Consider the following 20,494-nt stretch of genomic DNA (forward strand, 5'->3'; position numbering starts at 1 on the left):
CAGCGCCCGAAGGGCGCGTAGCGAGTTCTGCGGCGGGGCCGGATGTACGAGCACCGCAGGTTGCCCGCAGCGAAGCGGAGGGACACGCGCAGCGGGGTCGCCTTTCTTTGGTTACTTTCTTTGGCGAGACAAAGAAAGTAACTCGCCCGCCGGGGCGAACTCCCGGCTCCTGCGCCACCCAACAAGCAAGGCCAAAACAAAGGCCCAGGTGGCGAATTCCCGGCTCCTGCGCCAACCCACAAGCAAGGCAAAGACAAAGGCTGAAAGTCCTCTCCCACGGCGAGAGGGAGCAAGACACCGTCCGTCAAGAGTCGAACCCATGAGCCAAGCCACCATCGACCGCACCGTCTTCGCCGAACTCCAGGACACGGCAGGCGCGGACTTCGTGCAGGAGCTGCTGCAGACCTTCTTCGAGGAGGCGCCGGCCATGTTGAAGGAATTGCGCGAGGCGCACGCGGCCGCGAACGCCGACGCGTTCCGCCGCGCCGCCCATTCGCTGAAGTCCAACAGCCTGACCTTCGGAGCCCAGGGCCTCGCCGCCATGGCACGCGATCTCGAAGTCGGCGGCCTGGCCGCGGCCCCGACGGCGGCTGCGCTGGCCGCGCTGCAGGACGAATACGAACGGGCCGCCGCGGCCCTGGCGGCGCTGAGCCATGGCTGACCTGCGCCACGCGCCGGCGCATGTGCTGGTGACCGACGACAACAAGGTCAACCGCCTGCTGATGACGCGCAACCTCGAGCTGCTGGGCCACAGCGTCCGGTGCGCCGAGAACGGGCGCATGGCGCTGGAGCTGTTGCAGCAGGGCAGCTTCGACCTCATGCTGCTCGACGTCGAGATGCCCGAGATGAACGGCTTCCAGGTGCTGGAGGCGCTGGCGCGCGACCCGCGCCTGCGCGACCTGCCGGTGATCGTGACCTCCTCGCTCGAAGGCGTGGCCAACATCGCGCGCTGCATCGAGCTCGGCGCGGAGGACTACCTGCACAAGCCGGTCAACCCCGTGCTGCTGAAGGCCCGCATCGGCTCCAGCCTGGAAAAGAAGCGCCTGCGCGACCAGCAGAAGGAGATGGTGCGCCGCTTCGTCACGCCCGAAGTGGCGCAGGATCTCGCGCAATCGGGCTTCGCGCTGGGCGGGCGGCGGGTGCAGAGTACCGTCATGTTCGCCGACATCCGCGCCTTCACCGCGCTGGTGGAGTCGCAGGCGCCGGAGGAAACCATCGAGCTGCTGAACACCTATTACACCCTGGTGTTCGAAGCCATCAACAGTCACGGTGGCGTGGTCAACCAGATCATCGGGGATGGCCTGATGGCCATCTTCGGCGCGCCGCAGCCGCTGGCCGACCATGCGGCCGCGGGGGTGCGCGCCGCGCTGGACATGGTGGAGATGATCGACCTGTTGAACGCCGAGCGCGTCGCGTCGTCCAAGAGCGCCCTGCGCATCGGCGTGGGCATCGCCACCGGCGAGACCATCGCCGGCTACACCGGCACGCACCAGCGCGCCACCTACACCTGCATCGGCGATGCCGTCAACCTCGCCGCCCGGCTCGAGACGCACACCAAGGAGGCGAAGCGCACCATCCTGATCGATGCGGCCACCTGCGCCGCGCTCGAGGGGCGGTTCCCCGTCGAGGCGCTCGGCCCGGCCCAGATCAGGGGGAAGGCGGCGCCGGTGGAGGTCTTCGCGGTGCCGTGGGTCGGTGCGAAGAACGAGGTCGCGAGCCGATGACAGGAGAAGGAATCCGCATGCCCACGACGACGGGATTGATCGACACCGCGCTGGCCGCCCTGGACGCCTCCCTGGCGACACCGACGGGGATCGTCGCCCTGTGTGCGGCCACCATCGCGGGCGTGCTGATCATCATCAGCTCCTTCGTCAGGACCATGATCCCGCTGCGCTACCTGGCGGTCGGGGGCAACCTGGGCTTCCTGATCTACGGGGCGCTGCACCCCTCGCTGATCCTGGTGCTTCTGCATGGCGTGCTGCTGCCGATCAACATCTTTCGCGCGGGCCAGATGGTGCGCCTCACGCGCCGCGTGCAGATCGCCGCCGCCTCGAACGACCTCAGCGGCGTCTGGCTGCGGCCCTACATGCGGCGGCGCAGGCGCAGAAAAAACGCCGTGATCTTCCGCAAGGGCGACGAGGCCACGCACCTGTACTTTCTGGCCGAGGGCGTCATCGAATTCGTCGAGATCGGCGAGAAGCTGGAAGCCGGCCGCCTGTTCGGCGAGATCGCCTTCTTCGCGCCCGACAGGCGCCGCACCCTGACCGCGCGCTGCGTCACGACCTGCACCGTGCTCCAGATGGACGAGGCCACCTTCAAGAACCTCTATTTCCAGAACCCCACCTTCGGCTTCGAAGTGGTGACCCTCGTGACCCGGCGGCTCCTGGCCGACCGCCAGCGGTTGGAAGAACGTCTTGCGGCCAGCCACGGGTCGGAAGACCCATCGTTGAGGAGTGACCATGCCCGACATCCTGAAGCGCGCCACGCGTCGCCACCTGGCCCTGTGGCTCTGGTGCCTGATTCTTCCGGCTCTTCCGGCCATCGCGCAGGCCCAGGCGCAACTGGGTAGCGCCGCGGCCCTGCAGGCGAAGTTCGACGCGGTCAAATCGCAGCTCGAGGGCAACATCTTCAAGCGCCCCCTCGTGCTCGAGTCGACGGAGGCCTCCGGGCAGTTGAGCGGCGACATCTTCGCGGTGCTGAGCCACCCCTTCGAGCAGGTGAGCGCTGCGCTCAGCCAGCCGGCCGTCTGGTGCGACGTGCTGATGCTGCACCTCAACACCAAGCACTGCGCGGTGCGGGGCGGCGAGGGCGGCAGGACGCTGGCCGTCTCGGTCGGCCGCAAATTCGACCAGCCGCTGTCGGAAGCGCAGCGCGTCGATTTCGTCTGGGCGGCGCCGACCACCTCCGCGGACTATCTGAGCGCGAAGCTGAGCGCGGACAAGGGGCCGCTGTCCACCCGCGACTACCGCATCGAACTGGAGGCCACGCCGCTGCCCAACGGCAAGACCTTCATGCATCTGGGCTATGCCTATGCCTACGGGGCGGCGGCCCGCATCGCGATGCGCGGCTACCTCGCGACCCTCGGGGCCGACAAGGTGGGCTTCACCGTGACCGGCAAGGACGCCTCGGGCCAGCCCGAATACATGGGCGGCGTGCGCGGCGTCGTGGAGCGCAACACCATGCGCTACTACCTCGCCATCGACGCGTACATGGACTCGCCCAAGCAACTGCAGCCGCGCCTCGCGGCCTGGTTCGACAGCACGGAGCGCTATGCGAAGCAGTTGCACGAGTTGGAGCGCGAGGACTACCTGGCGATGAAGCGCAACGAGTACAAGCGGATTGCGAGCGGGGGGGTCGAATAGCGACAGCACTCGTTTCAGCCCACTGGGAAGCGCGTCCGGAGGGGAAGCGGCGAGGGGCGGGGCGCATCATCGACTACACTCCGCCCCGCCCGCGGCGGCCATCGCCGCGTGCCGCCACAGGCAACGTGGCGAAATCAACTCATAGGAAAAAAGCTTTGAACCGCATTGAACTCGTCGAGAAGATCGCAGACACCCACAACGTGAGCAAGGCCGAAGGTGCCCGCATTCTCGAGACCGTGACGAGCAGCATCGTCGCCGCCGTCAAGAAGGGCGATCCCGTGCAGATCGTCGGCTTCGGCACCTTCAAGCAGGTCGCCCGCGCCGCGCGCTCGGGTTTCAACCCGAGCCTGGGCACCAAGATCAAGATCGCCGCGCAGAAGGTGCCCAAGTTCGTGCCGGGCGCCGCCTTCAAGGCCGCAGTCGATCCGAAGGCAGCGAAGCGCAAGACCGAAAAGGCTGCTGCTGCGCCCAAGGCCAAGCCCGCCGCGAAGAAGGCTGCTGCCAAGAAGAAGTGAAGTCCTGCAGCCCCGGCTGCATGAACACCGTGACGGCCCCATCGGGGCCGTTGTCGTTTTCGGGCGTCCTGGCGTTCCTCTCTACTCCAGCGCCGCAGCCGGCCCGAAGAACTCGTAGCGTGCCTGCGCATCCGGCACGCCCAGCGTGCGCAGCGCGTCCTTCACCTGCTTCATGAACGGCTTCGGGCCGAGGAAGTAGGCGTCGATGTCGGTGGTGCCGGCAGGCAGCCAACGCTGGAGCTTCTGCGCGTCGAGGCGCCCGACCGCGTGCGGCGCGTCGGCGCCGTCGTGGGCCTCCTCGTAGCAGTAGAAGCGCTTGAGCTGCGGGTGCTTTTCTGCCAGCGCCTCGACGGTCTGGCGGAAGGCATGGACGCCGCGGTGGCGCGCGCAGTGGATGAAGTGGACCACGCGCGAGGTCTTCAGCGCCTCGTCGAGCATCGCGAGGGTCGGCGTGATGCCCACGCCGCCGCTGATCAGCACGAGGGGCCGATCGCCCGGTTCCAGCGTGAAGGCGCCGGCAGGCGGGAACAGCTCGACGACGCTGCCGGGCTGGATGTGGTCGTGCAGGTAGCCCGAGGCGACGCCGCCTTCCTCGCGCTTGACGCTGATGCGGTAGGTCTTGCCGTTCGGCGCGGCCGACAGCGAGTAGTTGCGCTGGATGTCCTGGCCGTCGACCTTGAGGCGGATGCCGATGTACTGGCCCGGTTGGAAGTCGAGCACCGGCTGGCCGTCGACGGGTGAGAAGTAGAAGGAGGTGATCTCGTCGCTTTCGGCTTCCTTGCGCACCACTTCGAAGGCACGCGCGCCCCGCCAGCCGCCGGGGGCGGCGGCGTTGCGGTCGTAGACCTGGCGTTCGGCGCCGATCAGGATGTCGGCGAGCTGGCCGTAGGCGGCCGCCCAGGCTTCGATCACCTCGTCGGTCGCGACCTCGGCACCCAGCACTTCGCGGATGGCCCGCAGCAGGCAGGTGCCGACGATCGGATAGTGCTCGGGCTGCACCTGCAGCGCGACGTGCTTGTTGACGATCTGTGCGGCCAGCGGGCCGAGCGCCTCGAGGCGGTCGATGTGCTTCGCGTACATCAGCACGCCGTTGGCCAGGGCGCGCGGCTGATCGCCGCTGGCCTGGTGGGCCTGGTTGAAGAGCGGGCGAACCTCCGGATACTCCCCCAGCATGATGCGGTAGAAGTGGGTGGTAAGCCCCTCGCCGCCGGCTTCGAGCAGCGGGACGGTGGCGGTGACGATCGACTTCTGTGGGGCAGTCAGCATGGCAATAGGTCCTTGGGGATGGAAAGACAGATGGCCTGGCATTGCAATCCTCGTTCCAGGGGCGCGGCCGAGGAAAATCAAGGACTTGCGGCGGCACGTGTCTTTCTGACATACCCGAGGATCGAGTCAAAATGACACTATTGGAGTCGAAATGACGACGCACCCCCTGCTCCAGTCCATCATCCCGCTCATCGCCGACATCGCCCGAGAGCTGCCCAGCGCCGAGCGCTACCGGCGCCTGCTGGAGGCGCTGCGCGTGCTGCTGCCCTGCGATGCGGCCGCGCTGCTGCGGCTGGAGGAGGGCTGGCTGGTGCCGCTGGCCGTGGACGGCCTGAGCAGCGACACGCTGGGCCGGCGTTTCCGCGTCGAGGAGCATCCCCGCTTCGCCGCGCTGCTGGAGGCCGAGGGCCCGCTGCGCTTCCCCGCCGACAGCCCTTTGCCCGACCCCTACGATGGCCTGGTCGAGGGCCACCGGGGGCATCTGCCGGTGCACGACTGCGTCGGCTGCGCGGTCCGGCTGGACGACCGGCCCTGGGGCTTGCTGACGCTGGACGACCTCGCGCCCGACCGCTTCTCCAGCCTCGACCTCGCGGTGCTGCAGTCCTTCGGCAGTCTGGCGGCGGCCACGGTCAGCGTCGCCGCGCGCATCGAGCAGCTGCACTCGCGCGTCGAGCACGAGAGCCTGCGCGCCGAGGGCTACCGCCTGGCGGCCGCGCCGCGTGCGCGCACGCTGATCGGCCGCAGCGCCGCGATGCGGCAATTGCAGAAAGAGATCGGCCTCGTGGCCGGTAGCGAACTGCCGGTGCTGATCCAGGGCGAGACCGGCGTCGGCAAGGAGCTGGTGGCCGAGGCGCTGCATGCCGGCTCGACGCGCGCGGCGCGGCCGATGATCAGCCTCAACTGCGCGGCGCTGCCGGAGACGCTGGTCGAAAGCGAGCTCTTCGGCCACGTGAAGGGCGCCTTCACCGGCGCGCTCGGCGAACGCCCGGGCAAGTTCGAGTTGGCGGACGGCGGCACGCTGTTCCTCGACGAGGTGGGCGAGCTGGCGCTGCCGGTGCAGGCCAAGCTGCTGCGTGTGCTGCAGAGCGGCCAGTTGCAGCGCCTGGGCTCGGACCGCGAGCACCGGGTCGACGTGAGGCTGATCGCCGCCAGCAACCGCAACCTGGCCGACGAGGTGCGGGCAGGGCGCCTGCGCGCGGACTTCTACCACCGCCTGAGCGTCTATCCGCTGCTGGTGCCGCCGCTGCGTGAGCGCGGGCGCGACGTGCTGCTGCTGGCCGGCTTCTTTCTCGAGGAGAACCGATCGCGCCTGGGCCTGGGCGGCTTGCGCCTGGATGCGGAGGCGCAGGCCGCGCTGCTCGCGCACGACTGGCCCGGCAACGTGCGGGAGCTGGAGCACCTGCTCGGCCGCAGCGTGCTGAAGGCGCTGGGCCGCCATCCGCAGAGGCCGCGCATTCTCAGCCTCGGTGCGGAAGACCTCGACCTGCCGGGCGGGCGCAGCGCGGCGCGGGCGGCGGCGGCCCCGGCGCTCGTCGCCGCGGCGGACGCGCCCTCGGCAGCAGAACGCCCGAGCCTGCGCGACGCGGTGGCGCACCTCGAGCGCAAGCTGGTCACCGAGGCGCTTGCGCGGCACGGCTTCAACCGGTCCGCGGCGGCCCGCGATCTGGGCTTGGACCGTGCCAATCTGGCGCGCCTTGCCAGGCGGCTCGGTGTCGCGCTGGCGGATGCGCCCCGCTGAAGGCGCTGTGACCAAACCCGCCGCGCCTGCGCATCCTCTGAGTCGTCCACTCGTTGCGGCGAGTGCGTCGCTCATCGTCGAAGTCGTCAGGCACGTGTGGACGGCCCGTCCTGGGCGTGCAAGGCTTTTTCCTGGGTCGCGCGTGTTCCGCTTTTCAGGATGAGCAGCGTGGACAGAACAATCATCGCGCCGCCGACCAGGGCTGCAGGCGTCAATGTCTCACCCAGGAACAGCGTGCCCCACACGACCCCGAACAGTGGCGTGAGGAACGCCACCATCATGGCTCTCGCGGGCCCGATGTCCTGCACCAGGCGAAAGTACAGAAGGAACCCCAAGGCACTGCTCAGCAGACCCAGGCCCAGAACGTTGAGCACGATGATCGTGTCGACGGGGCCTGCCGGTGGAGCGACAAGCCAGAACGGCACCAAGGCCACTGCCGCGAAGGCTTGCGTGCAGGCCGCCGAGCCGAGGGGATGGACGTGGGAGGCCGCACGTTTGATGTAGATGCCGGCGGCGGCGTAGGAGGCCGCGGCCAGCAGACATGCCAGGACGGCATGGATGAACTCGGACGATGTGTTTGCCGGCAGACCGGCCCCGGTAAGGGTCGCCACCCCGGCGATGCCCAGCGCCAGGCCCGCGGCCTTGATGGGCGTGAACGCTTCACCCAGCCAGACGGCCGCGAACACGGATCCGAACAAGGGAGTGCTCGCGTTGACGATGGCCGAGTAGGAGGCCGGCATGTGCTGCGCGGCGTACGAAAACAGGAGAAACGGCAGGCCGACGTTGAACACGCCGATCACCGCATAGTGGCGCCCATGGCGACGCCACAGCGGGCGAAAGCGGATGAGCCCGGAATACACCAGCAACGCACCGCCCCCGATGGCGACGCGCAGATCTGCGGTCACCACAGGGCCGAGCACTGGTGCAAGCACGCGCATGAAAATGAACGAGGCGCCCCAGACCGCGCTCAACGACAAGAGTCTCAGCCAATCCATGCGTTTCATCGTTCATTTCTCGCCGGGAAGGAAGGGGCGGCAACGACTCGCTGGGTCGGCGATGCGGCGTCCTGGACGTTCTGGCACGCCTTGCCTCCTTGCACCTCGGAGATGAAGCCATCGATGAATGCGTGCACGGACGGGATGCTCTGCAGATGGTTTTCGATGCAGAGGCTGAAAAGACTGCCGACGATGACGCCATTGGCCCCGCGCTGCCAGAACGCCTGAGCCTGCGCCACCGTGCTGATCCCGAAGCCCACGACGAAGGGTTGCGAGGTCGACTGGCGCAGTCGTTCGATCCGCCGGAGCGCCTCGTCATCGAAGTGTTCATTCGTGCCGGTCGTGCCGAACCGGCTGATGACATAGGTAAAGGCGGATGAGTGGTCCAGCAGCTTCGACGCTCGGTCACCGGGCGTGTTGGGTGCAACCATCTGGATGCAACCCAGGCCGTGGGCGGCAAGCATTTGCATGTGCCCCTCGCTTTCGTCGAAGGGCAGGTCGGAGCAGACGATGGCGTCGATCCCGATATCTGCGAATTCCGCGTAGGCCCTGTCTCCACGCATGTGAAGGAGGTTGTAGTAGAGCAGCAGCCCGATCGGCAAGGCCGGGTACCTCGACCTGATGCGGCGCAGGAGTTCCAGGCAGGTGGCATAGGTGGTTCCCGCCTTCAGGGCTCGCTGCATCGAGCGTTGATTGACGGGACCATCGGTGATGGGATCCGAGAACGGAAATCCCAGTTCGATGGCGTCGGCACCGGCCTCGACGGCGGTGCAGATCAGTTCGAAGCTGGCGCCCGGATCGGGGTCGCCCAGCGTGAAGAACGGGATGAAGGCCTTGCGGTGTGGAGCCGCGAACAACTGTGTGAAGCGATGGGTCATGACCATCCCCTGATCTGTCCATACTGGTCGAGATCCTTGTCTCCACGCCCGGACAGACAGACGACATGACTGCTCCCTGGGGGATGGTTCAGGCTGCTCCTGATGGCCAGTGCCAATGCATGTGCCGACTCGAATGCGGGGATGATCCCTTCGAGTCGCGACAGCGTTTCGAAAGCGTCGAGCGCTTCCATGTCGCTGATGGCGACGAACGTGGCGCGACCGCTTTCCTGCAAGGCGGCGAGCTCAGGCCCGACGCCGGGGTAGTCCAGGCCCGCGGCGATGGAGTGCGTGTTGCTGATCTGCCCTTCGCCGTTCTGCAGGAACAGAGACCGCATGCCATGAAACACGCCCACGCAACCCTGGGTCAACGTGGCTGCATGGTGGGCCGAGCCGTCAGCCAGGCCGGCAGGTTCGGCGCCATACAAGGTCACGTCGGCGTCGTCCTCGAATCCTGCGTACAGGCCCACGGCGTTGCTGCCGCCTCCGATGCAGGCGTAGACGGCCGCGGGCAGTCGGCCTGTCTGCTCCAGCAGTTGCCGACGCGACTCCAGCCCGATGACCGATTGGAAATACTTGATCATCGACGGGTAGGGGTAGGGGCCGGCAGCGGTGCCGAAGCAGTGGTAGGTGCTCCCCACATTCGTGATCCAGTCCCGCATGGCCTCGTTGATCGCGTCTTTCAGCGTCGCACCCCCCGCTTCCACCGGATGAACCTTGGCCCCGAACAAGGCCATGCGCCTGACATTCTGTTGTTGGCGTTCGATGTCGACGGCGCCCATGTAGATTTCTACCGGCAAGTCCAGTGCGGCGCCCGTCATCGCGGTGGCGACGCCGTGCTGCCCCGCGCCCGTTTCGGCAATGATCCGCGTCTTGCCCATGCGTTTGGCCAGGAGCAACTGACCCAGTGTGCTGTTGGTTTTGTGCGCGCCCCCGTGCAGAAGATCTTCTCGCTTGAGGTAGATGTGCCTGCCGAGCTTGGCGGACAAGCGGCTCGCATAGCCCAGGGGCGTCTCACGGCCTGCGAAGTTCTGCATGACGAGCCAGAGGGCCTGGACGAACGCCGGGTCGCTGCGAGCAGTGCGGAACGCGGCTTCGACCTCCGCAAGCACGCCGACCAAGCTCTCTGACACATAGCTCCCGCCATAGAAAGCATGGGCGCCGAACCTTCGGGTCATCTGCACGTCGGCGAACGGTGAGGTACCGCCCGAATCGCATGGATGAACCGATGCGTGTGCTGGCAATGCAGCGGGATTGGTCATGCTCATGAGGCCCCCTGTGTGTTCTGATGTGGCGCGGACTGTAGTCCAGTCGGAAGCGGAGGAAATCTCGTTTTTTGTCGCGCGAATCTGGCGGGGCTGTTAGCGATAAGTACAAACCCGAACCGTGTTGATCGGGCGACCGGACGGCCTCGTGCGGGCCAATCCGGAACGTCGTGCGCCGCCGCGCCACCGGCAGCCACGAACCCCTTTCAAAACAAGGACTTGGCAGTGCGCGCGCCGTGCGCATGCCCTGGCACACCCGTTGCAATCGGGGTCAGGTCATGCCGCGCCCGCGGTCCGGCGCACCGCAAATCCGACCGCCGTCACGGCGGCCCGTGCCGGCGCCCGACGCGCGGCCCAGGCGCCTTTTTTTACAGGAGACAGCAATGGAAGCAACCATGGACGCGGGCAAGGCAACGGCGCCCAAGCCCTTCTACAGATCCCTCTATTTCCAGGTCATCACGGCGATCGTCGTCGGCGTGCTGCTCGGGCATTTCTATCCCGCGGTAGGCGAATCGATGAAGCCCCTGGGCGACGGCTTCATCAAGCTGATCAAGATGATCATCGCGCCCATCATCTTCTGCACCGTGGTGGTGGGCATCGCCGGCATGGAGGACATGAAGAAGGTCGGCAAGACCGGGGGCCTGGCGCTGCTGTATTTCGAGATCGTGAGCACCGTCGCGTTGATCGTGGGGCTGGTGCTGGTCAACCTCTTCAAGCCCGGCGCGGGCATGAACGTGGACCCGAGCACCCTGGATACCAAGGCCATCGCCGCCTACACCGGCCCGGGCAAGATGCAGGGTACGGTCGACTTCCTGCTCAACGTGATCCCGAGCACCGTGGTCGATGCCTTCGCCAAGGGCGAGATCCTGCAGGTGCTGTTGTTCTCGGTGATGTTCGGCTTTGCCCTGCACAGGTTCGGCGGCCGCGGCACGCTGGTGTTCGACATCATCGAGAAGGGCTCGCACGTGCTCTTCTCCATCGTGGGGATGATCATGAAGTTGGCACCCATCGGGGCCTTCGGCGCCATGGCCTTCACCATCGGCAAGTACGGCGTGGGAACGCTGTTCTCGCTGGGCAAGCTGATGGGCACCTTCTACCTGACCTGCCTGATCTTCATCTTCGTGGTGCTGGGACTGATCGCGCGCTTCCACGGCTTCAGCATCTGGAAGTTCATCAAGTACATCAAGGAAGAACTGCTGATCGTGCTGGGCACGTCCTCGTCCGAATCGGTGCTGCCTCGCATGATGGCCAAGCTCGAGAACCTGGGCGCGCGCAAGTCGGTAGTGGGACTGGTCATTCCGACCGGGTACTCCTTCAACCTCGACGGCACCTCGATCTACCTGACCATGGCAGCGGTGTTCATCGCGCAGGCGACCAACACGCCGATGACGCTGACGCAGGAGCTCACGCTGCTCGCGGTGCTGCTGCTGACCTCCAAGGGGGCCGCAGGCATCACCGGCAGCGGCTTCATCGTGCTGGCTGCGACCCTGTCGGCGGTGGGGCATGTCCCCGTGGCGGGGCTCGCGCTGATTCTGGGCATCGACCGCTTCATGTCCGAAGCCCGCGCGCTCACGAACCTGATCGGCAATGGCGTGGCCACGGTGGTGGTGGCGAAGTGGACGGGCGACCTCGACACCCGGCGCATGAACGAGCAACTCAACAACGAGACGCCTACGGCGGCCGAAGAGCCCGAGGTGGTGCTGGACGCGGTCGAGCAGCACATGCCGGCGACCGCATCGGCCCGGCGCTGAGCCACCCAGCGCAGCCGTCGATGAGCGCGGCGATTCCGCCGCGTGCCATGCCGCACCGCGTCGTCATCGTCGGCGGCGGCGGGCTCGAATTGGCCGCGCGGCTGGGCAACACGCTCGGCCGACTTCGTCACCCCGGGTGTGCGTGAGCATGCAATGCGGCTGAAGTCCGCGGCCGATGCGCGGCGATGCATTCGCACGTGGTCGTTGCGTGCATCCAGGCGCATGCGCAGGCGGGACCGCTGCGGCCCGAGCGGTTGCAGGGGGCGATCATCGGCGCCGGTGCCACGGGCGTCGCCTCGGACTAAGGGATCACCCCAGTGTGGGCGAGCCGATGTCCGTGTTCGAATCATGGTATCGATAACATTGTTTTGGTTGTTAAGTACTCATGTCGACCTCTCGCTCACTCGATCTGATCACCATGGGTCGGACCATCGTCGACGTGTACGGAGACCAGGTTGGCGCCCGCCTCGAAGATGTTTCGAGTTTCTCGCGCTACGTGGGCGGATGCCCGGCCAACATCGCTATCGGCACCGCGCGGCTGGGCCTGCGCATCGGCCATATCACGCGCGTCGGCGACGACCACAACGGCCGCTTCCTCAAGGAAAGCCTCCAGCGCGAAGGCGTGGACACGCGCTGCGTGGTGGCCGACACGGCGCGCCTGACGGCCGTGGCATTTCTCTCGATCCGCGACAAGGAAAGCTTTCCGCTGCTTCATTACAGGGAGAACTGCGCCGACATGGCGATCTCGCCCGAGGACTACAGCGAGGACTACATCGGCTCGGCCCGCGCCCTGCTGGTGTCCGGCTCGCATCTCACCACGCCGCACGCTGCGCACAACATCGAAGTGGCGATCGACCGGGCCCGCGCACGCGGCACGCAGGTCATTTTCGACATCGACTACCGCCCGGTCTTCTGGGGACTTGTCGCCCGGGACGGCGGCGAGAGCCGCTACGTCGATTCGGAAGCGGTGACCTGCGCCAGCCAGCGCCACATGCACCTGTTCGACCTGATCGTGGGCACCGAAGAAGAGATTCACATCGCCGGCGGTGTTATCGATACCATCCAGGCCCTTCGCGCCATCCGCGCACGGACCGGAGCACCGATTGTTCTCAAGCGGGGGGCGCAGGGCTGCGTCGTGTTCCCTGGTGCAATTCCCGATACCGTCGACGACGGCATCGTCGGCCCAGGCTTTCCGGTGGAGGTGTTCAACGTGGTAGGAGCCGGCGACGGCTTCCTGTCGGGCTTTCTTTCGGGCTGGCTGCGCGATATGCCGTGGGCAGAATGCTGCCGCCGCGGCAACGCGACCGGCGCCCTGGTGGTGTCGCGCCACGGCTGCTCGCCCGCATCGCCGACCGCGACCGAGCTCGAATGGTTCCTCGCGGGCGGGCAGAAGGATCGCGCGCTCCACCGCAGCGAGCAATTGGCCTATCTTCATCGCACCACCACTCGCCGCCCGCGCCCCTCGCCCGTGCTGGTGATGGCCGCGGACCACGTGGCGCCCTTCGAGCAACTGCCGAGTGTGCCGGGCCGCAGCATCGCGCGGCTCAAGAGGCTGGTGGCCGAGGCGGCCTTGCAGCTGGCGCCGCGGCATCCCCAACTAGGCGTGCTGTTCGACGACGTGGAAGGCGAGGACGCGCTGCTGCGCGTCGGCGCCGACATCGCCTGGGTCGGCCGCAAGATCGAACGTACCGGCCCGGCGCCGCTGCGCTTTCGCGACGACCTGCCTGCGGCCGTGCTGCTGTCGCATTGGCCGCGCCACCAGATCGTCAAGTGCCTGGTCCCGCGCGAGGATGACGGCTCGCGCGCGCTGCAGAACGAGCGCCTGACCGAACTCTACCGCGCGACCTCGATGTACGACATGGAACTGCTGCTCGAACTGGTGCACCCCGACACGCCCGAGGACGTGCGGTCGGTCCTCCAGCGCATCCGCGCGATCCAGGCGATGGGCATCAAGCCCGACTGGTGGAAGCTGCCGGCCTTCTCCGATGCGGCGGCCTGGGACGCCATCGAAAGCACGATCCGCCACGACAACCCCATGTGCCGCGGCGTGCTCCTCCTCGGAGGGGGCCGCTCGAAGGCCGACCTGGTGGCGGCTTTGTCGCGCGTTCGCGGCCGGCCGTTCATCCAGGGCTTCGCGATCGGCCGGACGCTCTTCATGGAGCCCGCGGCCGCCTGGCTGGCGGGCGAGTGCGACGACGCGCAATTCCAGCGGGCGCTCGAACGCGGCTACGACGAACTGGCATCGGCCTGGCTGGGTGACCCTGCCGAGCCGGCCCAGGGGCAGCCTGCATGAGGACGGCTTCGGCCTGGCCGCCGCGCCTCCTCGGGGCGGGCTCGGTCGCGGCGCTGCTCCTGCTGTGGTGGGTCGCCACCGGCCCCGCGGGCTGGGTGGACGGCGCGCGCTTCCCCGACCCCCGGACCTTCCTCGAATCGCTGCGGCAAATCAGCCTGACGGGCTATGCCGGCGGCGACCTGCTCAAGCACGTCATGACCAGCAGCTGGCTGGTGGCGCGCGGCTTCGCACTGGCGGTGGTGATCGGCATCGGCCTCGGTCTGGCGATGTCCATGAGCGCGTTCTGGCGCGACTTCCTGGCGCCGGTTTTCAACTTCGTGCGACCGGTGCCGCCGCTGGCATGGATCCCGCTCGCCCTCCTGTGGTTCGGCCTGGGCGACGGCTCCAAGCTCTTCGTGATGGCGATGGCTGCATCGATCCCCCTCATCATCAACACCGTCACCGGCGTGGAGCAGATCGACCGCACGCTGCTGGCGGCGGCGCGTGTCCACGGCGCGCGCGGCTGGATCTGGCTGCGCCACGTGATCCTGCCCGGCGCGATGCCGCACATCGCGATCGGCCTGCGCCTGGCGCTGCAGACGTCCTGGACCGTGATCGTCGCGGCCGAGTTGCTGGGCGCAATCTGGGGCGTGGGCAAGGTGCTTACCGCCGGCAAGGACGACGTCTACCCCGGGATGATCGTGGTCGGGATGGCCACGGTCGCGGTGCTGGGCATGGCCAGCAGCTTCCTGCTCGGCCGCGTGGAAAGGTGGGTGATGCCATGGAACAGGCGTTGAAGCCGCGGTTGTCCGGCGTCTCCACTGCACCGGCGAAGCCGCGCGGCCACACCGGCGCGATGCTCGCGGCCGACGTGGCGCCGCGCCGATGGATCGGTGCGCTCGGCATCGCCGCCTTCCTCGGCGCCTGGCAGCTGGCGGCGTTGCTCATCGCCGATCCGAGCACGCTGGCCTCGCCGCTGGCGGTGGTGGCGGGCTTCGTGCGCATGCTGCACGAGCCCTTCGCGGGCTCCACGCTCGAAACCCACCTGCTGGCCAGTCTGCGGCGCTTCGGTGCGGGTTTCGGGCTCAGCGTGCTGATCGGCGTCCCGCTCGGCCTGCTGATGGGCTGGTTCAAGATGCTCGATGCGCTGGTCAAGCCCCTGTTCGACCTGCTGCGCTTCATCGCGCCGATCGCCTGGGTGCCTTTTGCCGTACTGTGGTTCGGCACCGGCTTCGGCGGTCCGGTGCTGATCATCTTCGCCGGCGCGTTTCCCGCCTGCGTGATCGGCGCCTACGGCGGTGCGCGGCTGGTGGACGGCCGCCTGCTCGAAGCCGCCCGCATGCTGGGCGCGCGCGACCTGCGCATCCTGCTGGAAGTGATCGTGCCGAGCGCCATGCCCGCCATCGTGTCGGCGCTGCGCGTGGCCGCCGGCAATGCCTGGCAGTCGCTCGTGGGCGCCGAGCTCATCGTCGCCACTTCGGGCCTGGCCTACCTGATGGTGCGCGGCCAGATGAACCGGACCATCGTCATCGTGCTGATCGGGATGCTCGCCATCGGGCTGGTGGGCCTGCTGATCGAGTGGCTCTTCCGGCACTTCGAGCGCGACGTCCAGCGCAGGCTGGGCCAGGCCGATCAACCCTGAACTCCGATGGCGGCGGGCGCGAGCCCGGCCGCCGACACCACCCCAAGAAAGGAAAGAGACATGAGACAAGGCAATACCCTCCCCCGCACCCGCTTCGCACGCGCGATCGCGGCCGCGGCGCTCGGCCTGGCCGCGCTCGCGCAGCCGGCGCTGGCGGCCGACCCGGTGCCGGTGAATGTCAGCTACCAGGTCACCATCCACGGCGTGCCGCTGCAACTGGCCGAAGACAACGGCTGGTGGGCCGACGCCGGGCTCAAGCCGGGGAACATGACCTCCTTCGTCGCCGGCGCGCAGCAGGTGGCAGCCGTGCCGTCCAAGACCTGGGACATCGGCCTCATGGGCGGCCCGCCCTCGCTGCTGGGCGCGTCGCGCTTCGACCTGCAGACGGTGCTGATCCTGATCGACGACTCGCGCGCCAACGGCGTGGTCGCCCGTGCCAACGTGTTCGACGCCATCAAGGCCGACCCGGTCAAGGCGCTCAAGGGCAAGCAGTACCTGGTGCCTGCCAACTCGACCTCGGACTACGCCGCGCAATCCTGCTTCGCCAAGATGGGCCTGAAGGCCGGCGACGTGCAGGCGGTCAACATCGCGCCCGGCGCGATCGTCGATGCCTTCAAGGGCAGCGACATTCCCGTGGGCGCCATCTGGTATCCGCACTTCGCACGCATGGAGAAGGTGGGCGGCAAGCTGCTGTGCGACGGCCAGAGTGCGGGCGCTCTGGTCACCGCCAACATGGTCGTGCGCCCCGAGTATCTGAAGGACAACATGGAGACCGTGGCGCGCTTCGCCGCCATGTTCCTGCGCGGCATGAACATCATGCGCGACGATCGCGCCGCGACCCTGGCGGCGATGAAGAAGTTCTATGACAAGGGCGGCGTCACGCTGTCGCCCGACGAGATGCAGGGCGAGATCGAGACGCGCAGCTACTGGAGCCTCGACGAGCAGCTGAAGAACTTCGACCGAAGCGGCGGCCCCTCGCGCCTGGACAAGGACTTCGCGCGGCTGGCCGAGTTCTTCAAGAGTGCCGGGACCATCCCCAAGGCGCTGGATTCGAAGGCCTACATCAACCCGGCGGTGCTCGACTACATCAACAAGAACCCGAAGCTGAAGGCCTTCGCCGAGGGCAAGCCGGGCAAGCCTTGAGCGTGGCCGCACCCATGAAGCGAGACGCGCGATGAGCACCACGCACAGCCGCAGCCTCGGCAGCCTGCATGGCCGCGTCACGCTGGTGACCGGCGGTGCGCAAGGCATCGGCTTCGCCACCGCCGCCGAGTGCGCACGTCGCGGCTCGGCCATCGCGGTGATCGACTTGAACGAAGAAAACGCGCGGCGCGCCGCGCAGGCGCTGGCGCGGCGCTTCGGTGTCGAATGCACGTCGGGCGCCGCCGACGTCGCCGATGCGGACGCGGTGCGGGCCGCCATCGCCGCCGGCGAGAAGGCACTCGGCGGCATCGACGTGCTCGTCAACTGCGCCGGGATCATGACGCCGCGCCTGGCACCGGTGACCGACACGCCGGTGGCCGACGTGCAGGCCATGTTCGACATCCACGTGCGCGGCGCCTACCTCTGCAGCCAGGCCGTGATTCCGGGCATGGCGGCGCGCGGCTTCGGCCGCATCGTCAACATCTCGTCCGTGCTGGGGCTGCTGGGCCTGCCGAACCGCAGCGGCTATGCCATCGCCAAGCATGCGATCAACGGCTTCACGCGCTCGCTGGCGGTGGAAGTGGGGCGCCTGGGCATCACCGTCAACGCCGTGGCGCCCGGCTACATCCTCACCGAAACCCTGCAGGCGCGGCTGGACGCCGGCATGCTCGACTACCGAACCTACGCCGAGCGTGCGCCCGCGGGCCGCTGGGGCCTGCCGGAGGAAGTCGGCCACGCCATCGCCTTCCTGGCGCTGCCGGCCAGCGGCTTCATCAACGGCGTCATCCTGCCGGTGGACGGCGGCTTCACCATGCGCGGTGACCCGGGCGAAGACATCGGCGAGGCGCCGGGCGTGGAGCGCCTGGCGCCGGTCCGTGCCCTGTTCGCCAGCGGGCGGGAGACGTCCCCGTGAGCGGCATCCGCACTGCGATCCATGCCGCCGTGTGGGGTGCCGACTGGAGCCCGCAGGGCCTCGCACCGACGCTCGCCGACGCGGCCGAGATCGGCTACGACCACGTGGTAGTGCCGCTGCGCCGCTTCGAGGACATCCAACCCGCGCCCCTGGCGCGCGCCTTCGAGGCGCAGGGGCTGTCGCCGCTGAACACCTGCGGGCTCTCGCCAGACAAGGACATCGGCGACGCCGATGCCGCCGTTCGCGCGCGCGGCATCGCGCACCTGAAGCAGGCCGTCGGCATGGCGCGCGACATGGGCTCCACGCAGATCGGCGGCGTGCTCTACGGCCCGATCCACAAAGCCGCGCGCCCGCTGCCGCGCGAGGCTTTCGAACGCGCGGCCGACTCGGTGCGCGAGGTGGCCGAGCATGCGGCGGCGGCCGGCGTGCGCCTGGCGCTGGAAGTGGTGAACCGCTACGAGACGCCGCTGCTCTACGACACGCGGCGCGGCATGGACTTCCTGGAGGCGGTAGGACACGACAATGTTCATCTCCACCTGGACACCTTCCACATGAGCATCGACGAGTCCGACCCCTTCGGCGCCATCCGCGCTGCGCTGCCGCGGCTGGCCTACCTGGAGCTGGATCAGAGCCAGCGCGGCGATGCCTACGACGGCGCGCTCGACCTGGTGCGTTGGTCCAGCGAGGCTGCGCAGTGCGGCTACGCCGGCATCGTGGGCGTGGAAGCCTTCTCGCGCCAACTGCTGGCCGCCGACCACGCGGACGCCCTCGCCATCTGGCGGGAGCGCTTCGCCGACGGCCGCACCGTGGCCCGCAACTTCATGCGCGTGATCCGCGAAGGCTTCGGCGCATGAGCGTGCCCAGGCGCTCCCTGACCATGCGGGACGTCGGTCGGCTGGCCAACGTGTCGTCGATCACCGTCTCCCGGGCGCTGGCCAACCATCCCTCGGTCACGGCCGAGACGCGCGCGGCCGTGCTGCGCGCCGCCTCGGAGCTGGGCTACGTGCCCGACTTCACGGCGCGGGCCCTGTCGCGGCGCGGCAGCAAGCTGGTCGCGCTGCTGTTGCCCAACATCGCCAACTCGGTCTTCGCCGAGACCATCCACGGCATCAACGACGTCCTGGGCGCCAACGGCTTTTCGCTCATCATCGCCCACAGCGGCTACAGCGCCGCGCGCGAGGAAGAGCTGATCCGCGGCCTGCTCGGCTACCGGCCGGACGCCGTGATCCTCACCGGCTTTACGCACACGCGCGGCACGCGCACGCTGCTGAGAAAGGCCGGCATGCCGGTGGTCGAGACGTGGAACATCGGCCCCGAGCCGATCGACATGGCGGTCGGCTTCTCCAACTTCCAGGCGGCGCGCGAGGCCACGCATTACCTCATCGCCAAGGGCCACACGCGGCTGGCCTACCGCGGCGGCACGCAGACCGACAACGAGCGCACCCGTGCCCGGGAGGAAGGTTTCCGGCAGGCGCTGGCGGAGGCCAATCTGCCCGCCACCGAATCGTGGATCGGCTCGGCGCCGATGGAACTGGAGAGCGGCGCGGAACTGGCGCGCGAGTTCCAGGCCATGCCGGCGGGCAAGCGGCCCGATGCGATCTTCATTGCCAGCGACATGATCGCTGCCGGCTTCGTGCTGGAGGCGGCGCAACTGGGCATCCGCGTGCCGCAGGACGTGGCGGTCGCCGGCTTCGACGATACCCCGCTGGGCCGTGCCATCCGCCCGCGCCTGACCACGGTAGGCGTGCACCAGCGCGTGATCGGCCGCAAGGCCGCCGAGATGGCGCTGGCCAAGCTGCGCGGCGAGCCGCTCGAGGCCCCGGTCTTCGACGTCGGCTACACGATGATTCCGCGCGAAAGCGCATGAGCGCCGCCGGCAGTCGAGGTCGGCGGCGAAGGACTCCAATTCATGAGCGACATCCAATTCAACAAAGTCGGGCGCGTCTTCACGCGCGGCGGCCAGGCCAACGCGGTGTTGCGCGACATCGACCTGCACATCCACGACAAGCAGTTCGTCGCCATCGTCGGCCCCTCCGGCTGCGGCAAGACCACCTTGCTGCGCCTGGCGGCCGGCCTCGATGCGCCGACCTCGGGCAGCGTGCGCATCGGCGGCGAGGCGGTGGCCGGCCCGGGGCCGGACCGTGCCGTCGTCTTCCAGCAGTTCGCGCTGTTCCCCTGGAAGACCGTGGCGGAGAACATCGCCTTCGGCCTGCGCTGCAAGGGCATGCCGGAGCACGAGCGCGCGGAGCGCGTGCGCCATTTCGTCCAGTTGATGAGCCTGCAGGGACGCGAGGATGCTTACCCGCACCAGCTTTCCGGCGGCATGCAGCAACGGGTGGCGATCGCGCGCAGCTACGCGCTCGACCCCGGCGTCCTGCTGATGGACGAGCCCTTCGGCGCGCTCGACGCGCAGACCCGCACCGTCATGCAGGAAGAACTGCTGCGCCTGTGCGCCATCGCGCCGCGCACCGTGCTGTTCATCACCCACGCGGTGGAAGAGGCCGTCTACCTGGCCGACCGCGTGATCGTGATGAGCCGCAACGGCGGCGCGATCGTGGCCGACATCGACGTCGCGGGCACGCGCAACGCCGAGAGCTGGGCCGGCCACGAGCGCATCGAGGACGTGATGGACCTGCCGAGCTTCGTGGACATCCGCAGCCGGATCTGGAAGCTGCTGCGCGAGCAGGACTTCCAGACCATCGCGACCGAATGACACCTTCTCCCCGCGATCGCCCGGCGGCGCAGTGCCGCGACACG

At 68.2% G+C, this 20,494-nt stretch carries 20 protein-coding genes; 16 read left to right on the forward strand and 4 right to left on the reverse strand.

From position 1 onward, the window contains the following. The first annotated feature begins 319 nt into the window (after nucleotides 1-319). From ABEA07_RS23105 to ABEA07_RS23125, 5 genes are all read left to right on the forward strand, one after another. Entirely contained in the window at nucleotides 320-661 is a 342-nt protein-coding gene (locus ABEA07_RS23105; RefSeq protein ID WP_345540816.1) for an Hpt domain-containing protein, read from the forward strand. Further along, nucleotides 654-1,724 (forward strand): adenylate/guanylate cyclase domain-containing protein, encoded by a 1,071-nt coding sequence (locus ABEA07_RS23110; protein WP_345540818.1) that lies wholly within the window; start codon nucleotides 654-656, stop codon nucleotides 1,722-1,724. Before ABEA07_RS23105 ends, ABEA07_RS23110 begins: the two co-directional genes overlap by 8 nt. Nucleotides 1,725-1,741: 17 nt before the next feature. Beyond that, on the forward strand, nucleotides 1,742-2,569 hold the full coding sequence (locus tag ABEA07_RS23115; protein WP_345540819.1) for a Crp/Fnr family transcriptional regulator: 828 nt from the start codon (nucleotides 1,742-1,744) through the stop codon (nucleotides 2,567-2,569). Continuing rightward, entirely contained in the window at nucleotides 2,460-3,362 is a 903-nt protein-coding gene (locus ABEA07_RS23120) for a hypothetical protein (protein WP_345540821.1), read from the forward strand. The genes ABEA07_RS23115 and ABEA07_RS23120 overlap by 110 nt, the downstream gene beginning before the upstream one ends. 155 nt (nucleotides 3,363-3,517) lie before the next feature. Further along, nucleotides 3,518-3,877 carry an HU family DNA-binding protein gene (locus ABEA07_RS23125; RefSeq protein WP_345540823.1) on the forward strand — a complete coding sequence of 120 codons (360 nt, stop codon included), beginning with the start codon at nucleotides 3,518-3,520 and terminating at the stop codon, nucleotides 3,875-3,877. Between the two features lie 81 nt (nucleotides 3,878-3,958). On the opposite strand, the gene hmpA is transcribed toward ABEA07_RS23125, so the two are convergent. After that, nucleotides 3,959-5,143 carry an NO-inducible flavohemoprotein gene (gene hmpA, locus ABEA07_RS23130; protein WP_345540824.1) on the reverse strand — a complete coding sequence of 395 codons (1,185 nt, stop codon included), beginning with the start codon at nucleotides 5,141-5,143 and terminating at the stop codon, nucleotides 3,959-3,961. 151 nt (nucleotides 5,144-5,294) lie between these two features. Here hmpA and norR point away from each other — a divergent pair, with 151 nt between their 5' ends. Beyond that, on the forward strand, nucleotides 5,295-6,881 hold the full coding sequence (gene norR, locus ABEA07_RS23135; RefSeq protein WP_345540825.1) for a nitric oxide reductase transcriptional regulator NorR: 1,587 nt from the start codon (nucleotides 5,295-5,297) through the stop codon (nucleotides 6,879-6,881). Nucleotides 6,882-6,967: 86 nt separating this feature from the next. Here norR and ABEA07_RS23140 read toward each other — a convergent pair whose 3' ends face one another. From ABEA07_RS23140 to trpB, 3 genes are read right to left on the reverse strand one after another with little or no spacing between them, the layout of a single operon-like run. Continuing rightward, entirely contained in the window at nucleotides 6,968-7,885 is a 918-nt protein-coding gene (locus tag ABEA07_RS23140; protein ID WP_345540827.1) for a DMT family transporter, read from the reverse strand. Further along, nucleotides 7,882-8,754: a tryptophan synthase subunit alpha gene (gene trpA, locus ABEA07_RS23145; protein WP_345540828.1), complete on the reverse strand. Its 873-nt coding sequence runs from the start codon at nucleotides 8,752-8,754 to the stop codon at nucleotides 7,882-7,884. The genes ABEA07_RS23140 and trpA overlap by 4 nt, the downstream gene beginning before the upstream one ends. Further along, nucleotides 8,751-9,929, reverse strand: coding sequence for a tryptophan synthase subunit beta (gene trpB / locus ABEA07_RS23150; protein WP_345541396.1), 1,179 nt, complete (start codon nucleotides 9,927-9,929; stop codon nucleotides 8,751-8,753). The genes trpA and trpB overlap by 4 nt, the downstream gene beginning before the upstream one ends. A 470-nt stretch (nucleotides 9,930-10,399) precedes the next feature. Between trpB and ABEA07_RS23155 the strand changes: the two genes are divergently transcribed. From ABEA07_RS23155 to ABEA07_RS23200, 10 genes are all read left to right on the forward strand, one after another. Then, the gene (locus tag ABEA07_RS23155; RefSeq protein WP_345540829.1) at nucleotides 10,400-11,767 is read left to right on the forward strand and encodes a dicarboxylate/amino acid:cation symporter; all 1,368 of its coding nucleotides are present in this window, start codon (nucleotides 10,400-10,402) and stop codon (nucleotides 11,765-11,767) included. A 20-nt stretch (nucleotides 11,768-11,787) separates the two neighbouring features. Continuing rightward, nucleotides 11,788-11,913, forward strand: coding sequence for a hypothetical protein (locus ABEA07_RS23160; RefSeq protein WP_345540830.1), 126 nt, complete (start codon nucleotides 11,788-11,790; stop codon nucleotides 11,911-11,913). A 239-nt stretch (nucleotides 11,914-12,152) separates the two neighbouring features. Then, nucleotides 12,153-14,060, forward strand: coding sequence for a bifunctional 5-dehydro-2-deoxygluconokinase/5-dehydro-2-deoxyphosphogluconate aldolase (locus ABEA07_RS23165; RefSeq protein WP_345540831.1), 1,908 nt, complete (start codon nucleotides 12,153-12,155; stop codon nucleotides 14,058-14,060). Beyond that, a complete protein-coding gene (locus tag ABEA07_RS23170; protein ID WP_345540833.1) occupies nucleotides 14,057-14,836 on the forward strand; it encodes an ABC transporter permease in 780 nt (259 codons plus the stop codon). Before ABEA07_RS23165 ends, ABEA07_RS23170 begins: the two co-directional genes overlap by 4 nt. Further along, nucleotides 14,821-15,681, forward strand: a complete 861-nt coding sequence (locus ABEA07_RS23175) for an ABC transporter permease (protein ID WP_345540834.1) — start codon at nucleotides 14,821-14,823, stop codon at nucleotides 15,679-15,681. Before ABEA07_RS23170 ends, ABEA07_RS23175 begins: the two co-directional genes overlap by 16 nt. 60 nt (nucleotides 15,682-15,741) lie before the next feature. Next, nucleotides 15,742-16,824 (forward strand): ABC transporter substrate-binding protein, encoded by a 1,083-nt coding sequence (locus tag ABEA07_RS23180; protein ID WP_345540835.1) that lies wholly within the window; start codon nucleotides 15,742-15,744, stop codon nucleotides 16,822-16,824. A 31-nt stretch (nucleotides 16,825-16,855) separates the two neighbouring features. After that, nucleotides 16,856-17,737, forward strand: a complete 882-nt coding sequence (locus ABEA07_RS23185) for an SDR family NAD(P)-dependent oxidoreductase (protein WP_345540836.1) — start codon at nucleotides 16,856-16,858, stop codon at nucleotides 17,735-17,737. Beyond that, the gene (locus ABEA07_RS23190; protein WP_345540837.1) at nucleotides 17,734-18,591 is read left to right on the forward strand and encodes a sugar phosphate isomerase/epimerase family protein; all 858 of its coding nucleotides are present in this window, start codon (nucleotides 17,734-17,736) and stop codon (nucleotides 18,589-18,591) included. Before ABEA07_RS23185 ends, ABEA07_RS23190 begins: the two co-directional genes overlap by 4 nt. Next, complete coding sequence (locus ABEA07_RS23195; protein ID WP_345540838.1) at nucleotides 18,588-19,604, forward strand: LacI family DNA-binding transcriptional regulator; 1,017 nt, start codon at nucleotides 18,588-18,590, stop codon at nucleotides 19,602-19,604. The genes ABEA07_RS23190 and ABEA07_RS23195 overlap by 4 nt, the downstream gene beginning before the upstream one ends. 42 nt (nucleotides 19,605-19,646) lie before the next feature. Continuing rightward, nucleotides 19,647-20,450 (forward strand): ABC transporter ATP-binding protein, encoded by an 804-nt coding sequence (locus tag ABEA07_RS23200; protein WP_345540839.1) that lies wholly within the window; start codon nucleotides 19,647-19,649, stop codon nucleotides 20,448-20,450. Nucleotides 20,451-20,494: the final 44 nt, after the last annotated feature.

This window comes from Variovorax defluvii, from assembly GCF_039541515.1.
Lineage (GTDB): Bacteria > Pseudomonadota > Gammaproteobacteria > Burkholderiales > Burkholderiaceae_C > Variovorax > Variovorax defluvii.

Bases quoted from the DNA above. Each gene is read 5' to 3' on its own strand.
- ABEA07_RS23160 (WP_345540830.1), top strand. From the start codon at position 11,788: ATGAGCGCGGCGATTCCGCCGCGTGCCATGCCGCACCGCGTCGTCATC.
- hmpA (WP_345540824.1), bottom strand. From the start codon at position 5,143: ATGCTGACTGCCCCACAGAAGTCGATCGTCACCGCCACCGTCCCGCTG.
- ABEA07_RS23120 (WP_345540821.1), top strand. From the start codon at position 2,460: ATGCCCGACATCCTGAAGCGCGCCACGCGTCGCCACCTGGCCCTGTGG.
- ABEA07_RS23195 (WP_345540838.1), top strand. From the start codon at position 18,588: ATGAGCGTGCCCAGGCGCTCCCTGACCATGCGGGACGTCGGTCGGCTG.
- ABEA07_RS23155 (WP_345540829.1), top strand. From the start codon at position 10,400: ATGGAAGCAACCATGGACGCGGGCAAGGCAACGGCGCCCAAGCCCTTC.
- ABEA07_RS23185 (WP_345540836.1), top strand. From the start codon at position 16,856: ATGAGCACCACGCACAGCCGCAGCCTCGGCAGCCTGCATGGCCGCGTC.
- ABEA07_RS23175 (WP_345540834.1), top strand. From the start codon at position 14,821: ATGGAACAGGCGTTGAAGCCGCGGTTGTCCGGCGTCTCCACTGCACCG.
- norR (WP_345540825.1), top strand. From the start codon at position 5,295: ATGACGACGCACCCCCTGCTCCAGTCCATCATCCCGCTCATCGCCGAC.
- ABEA07_RS23180 (WP_345540835.1), top strand. From the start codon at position 15,742: ATGAGACAAGGCAATACCCTCCCCCGCACCCGCTTCGCACGCGCGATC.
- ABEA07_RS23105 (WP_345540816.1), top strand. From the start codon at position 320: ATGAGCCAAGCCACCATCGACCGCACCGTCTTCGCCGAACTCCAGGAC.
- ABEA07_RS23110 (WP_345540818.1), top strand. From the start codon at position 654: ATGGCTGACCTGCGCCACGCGCCGGCGCATGTGCTGGTGACCGACGAC.
- ABEA07_RS23115 (WP_345540819.1), top strand. From the start codon at position 1,742: ATGCCCACGACGACGGGATTGATCGACACCGCGCTGGCCGCCCTGGAC.
- trpB (WP_345541396.1), bottom strand. From the start codon at position 9,929: ATGACCCGAAGGTTCGGCGCCCATGCTTTCTATGGCGGGAGCTATGTG.
- ABEA07_RS23140 (WP_345540827.1), bottom strand. From the start codon at position 7,885: ATGAAACGCATGGATTGGCTGAGACTCTTGTCGTTGAGCGCGGTCTGG.
- ABEA07_RS23170 (WP_345540833.1), top strand. From the start codon at position 14,057: ATGAGGACGGCTTCGGCCTGGCCGCCGCGCCTCCTCGGGGCGGGCTCG.
- ABEA07_RS23165 (WP_345540831.1), top strand. From the start codon at position 12,153: ATGTCGACCTCTCGCTCACTCGATCTGATCACCATGGGTCGGACCATC.
- trpA (WP_345540828.1), bottom strand. From the start codon at position 8,754: ATGACCCATCGCTTCACACAGTTGTTCGCGGCTCCACACCGCAAGGCC.
- ABEA07_RS23200 (WP_345540839.1), top strand. From the start codon at position 19,647: ATGAGCGACATCCAATTCAACAAAGTCGGGCGCGTCTTCACGCGCGGC.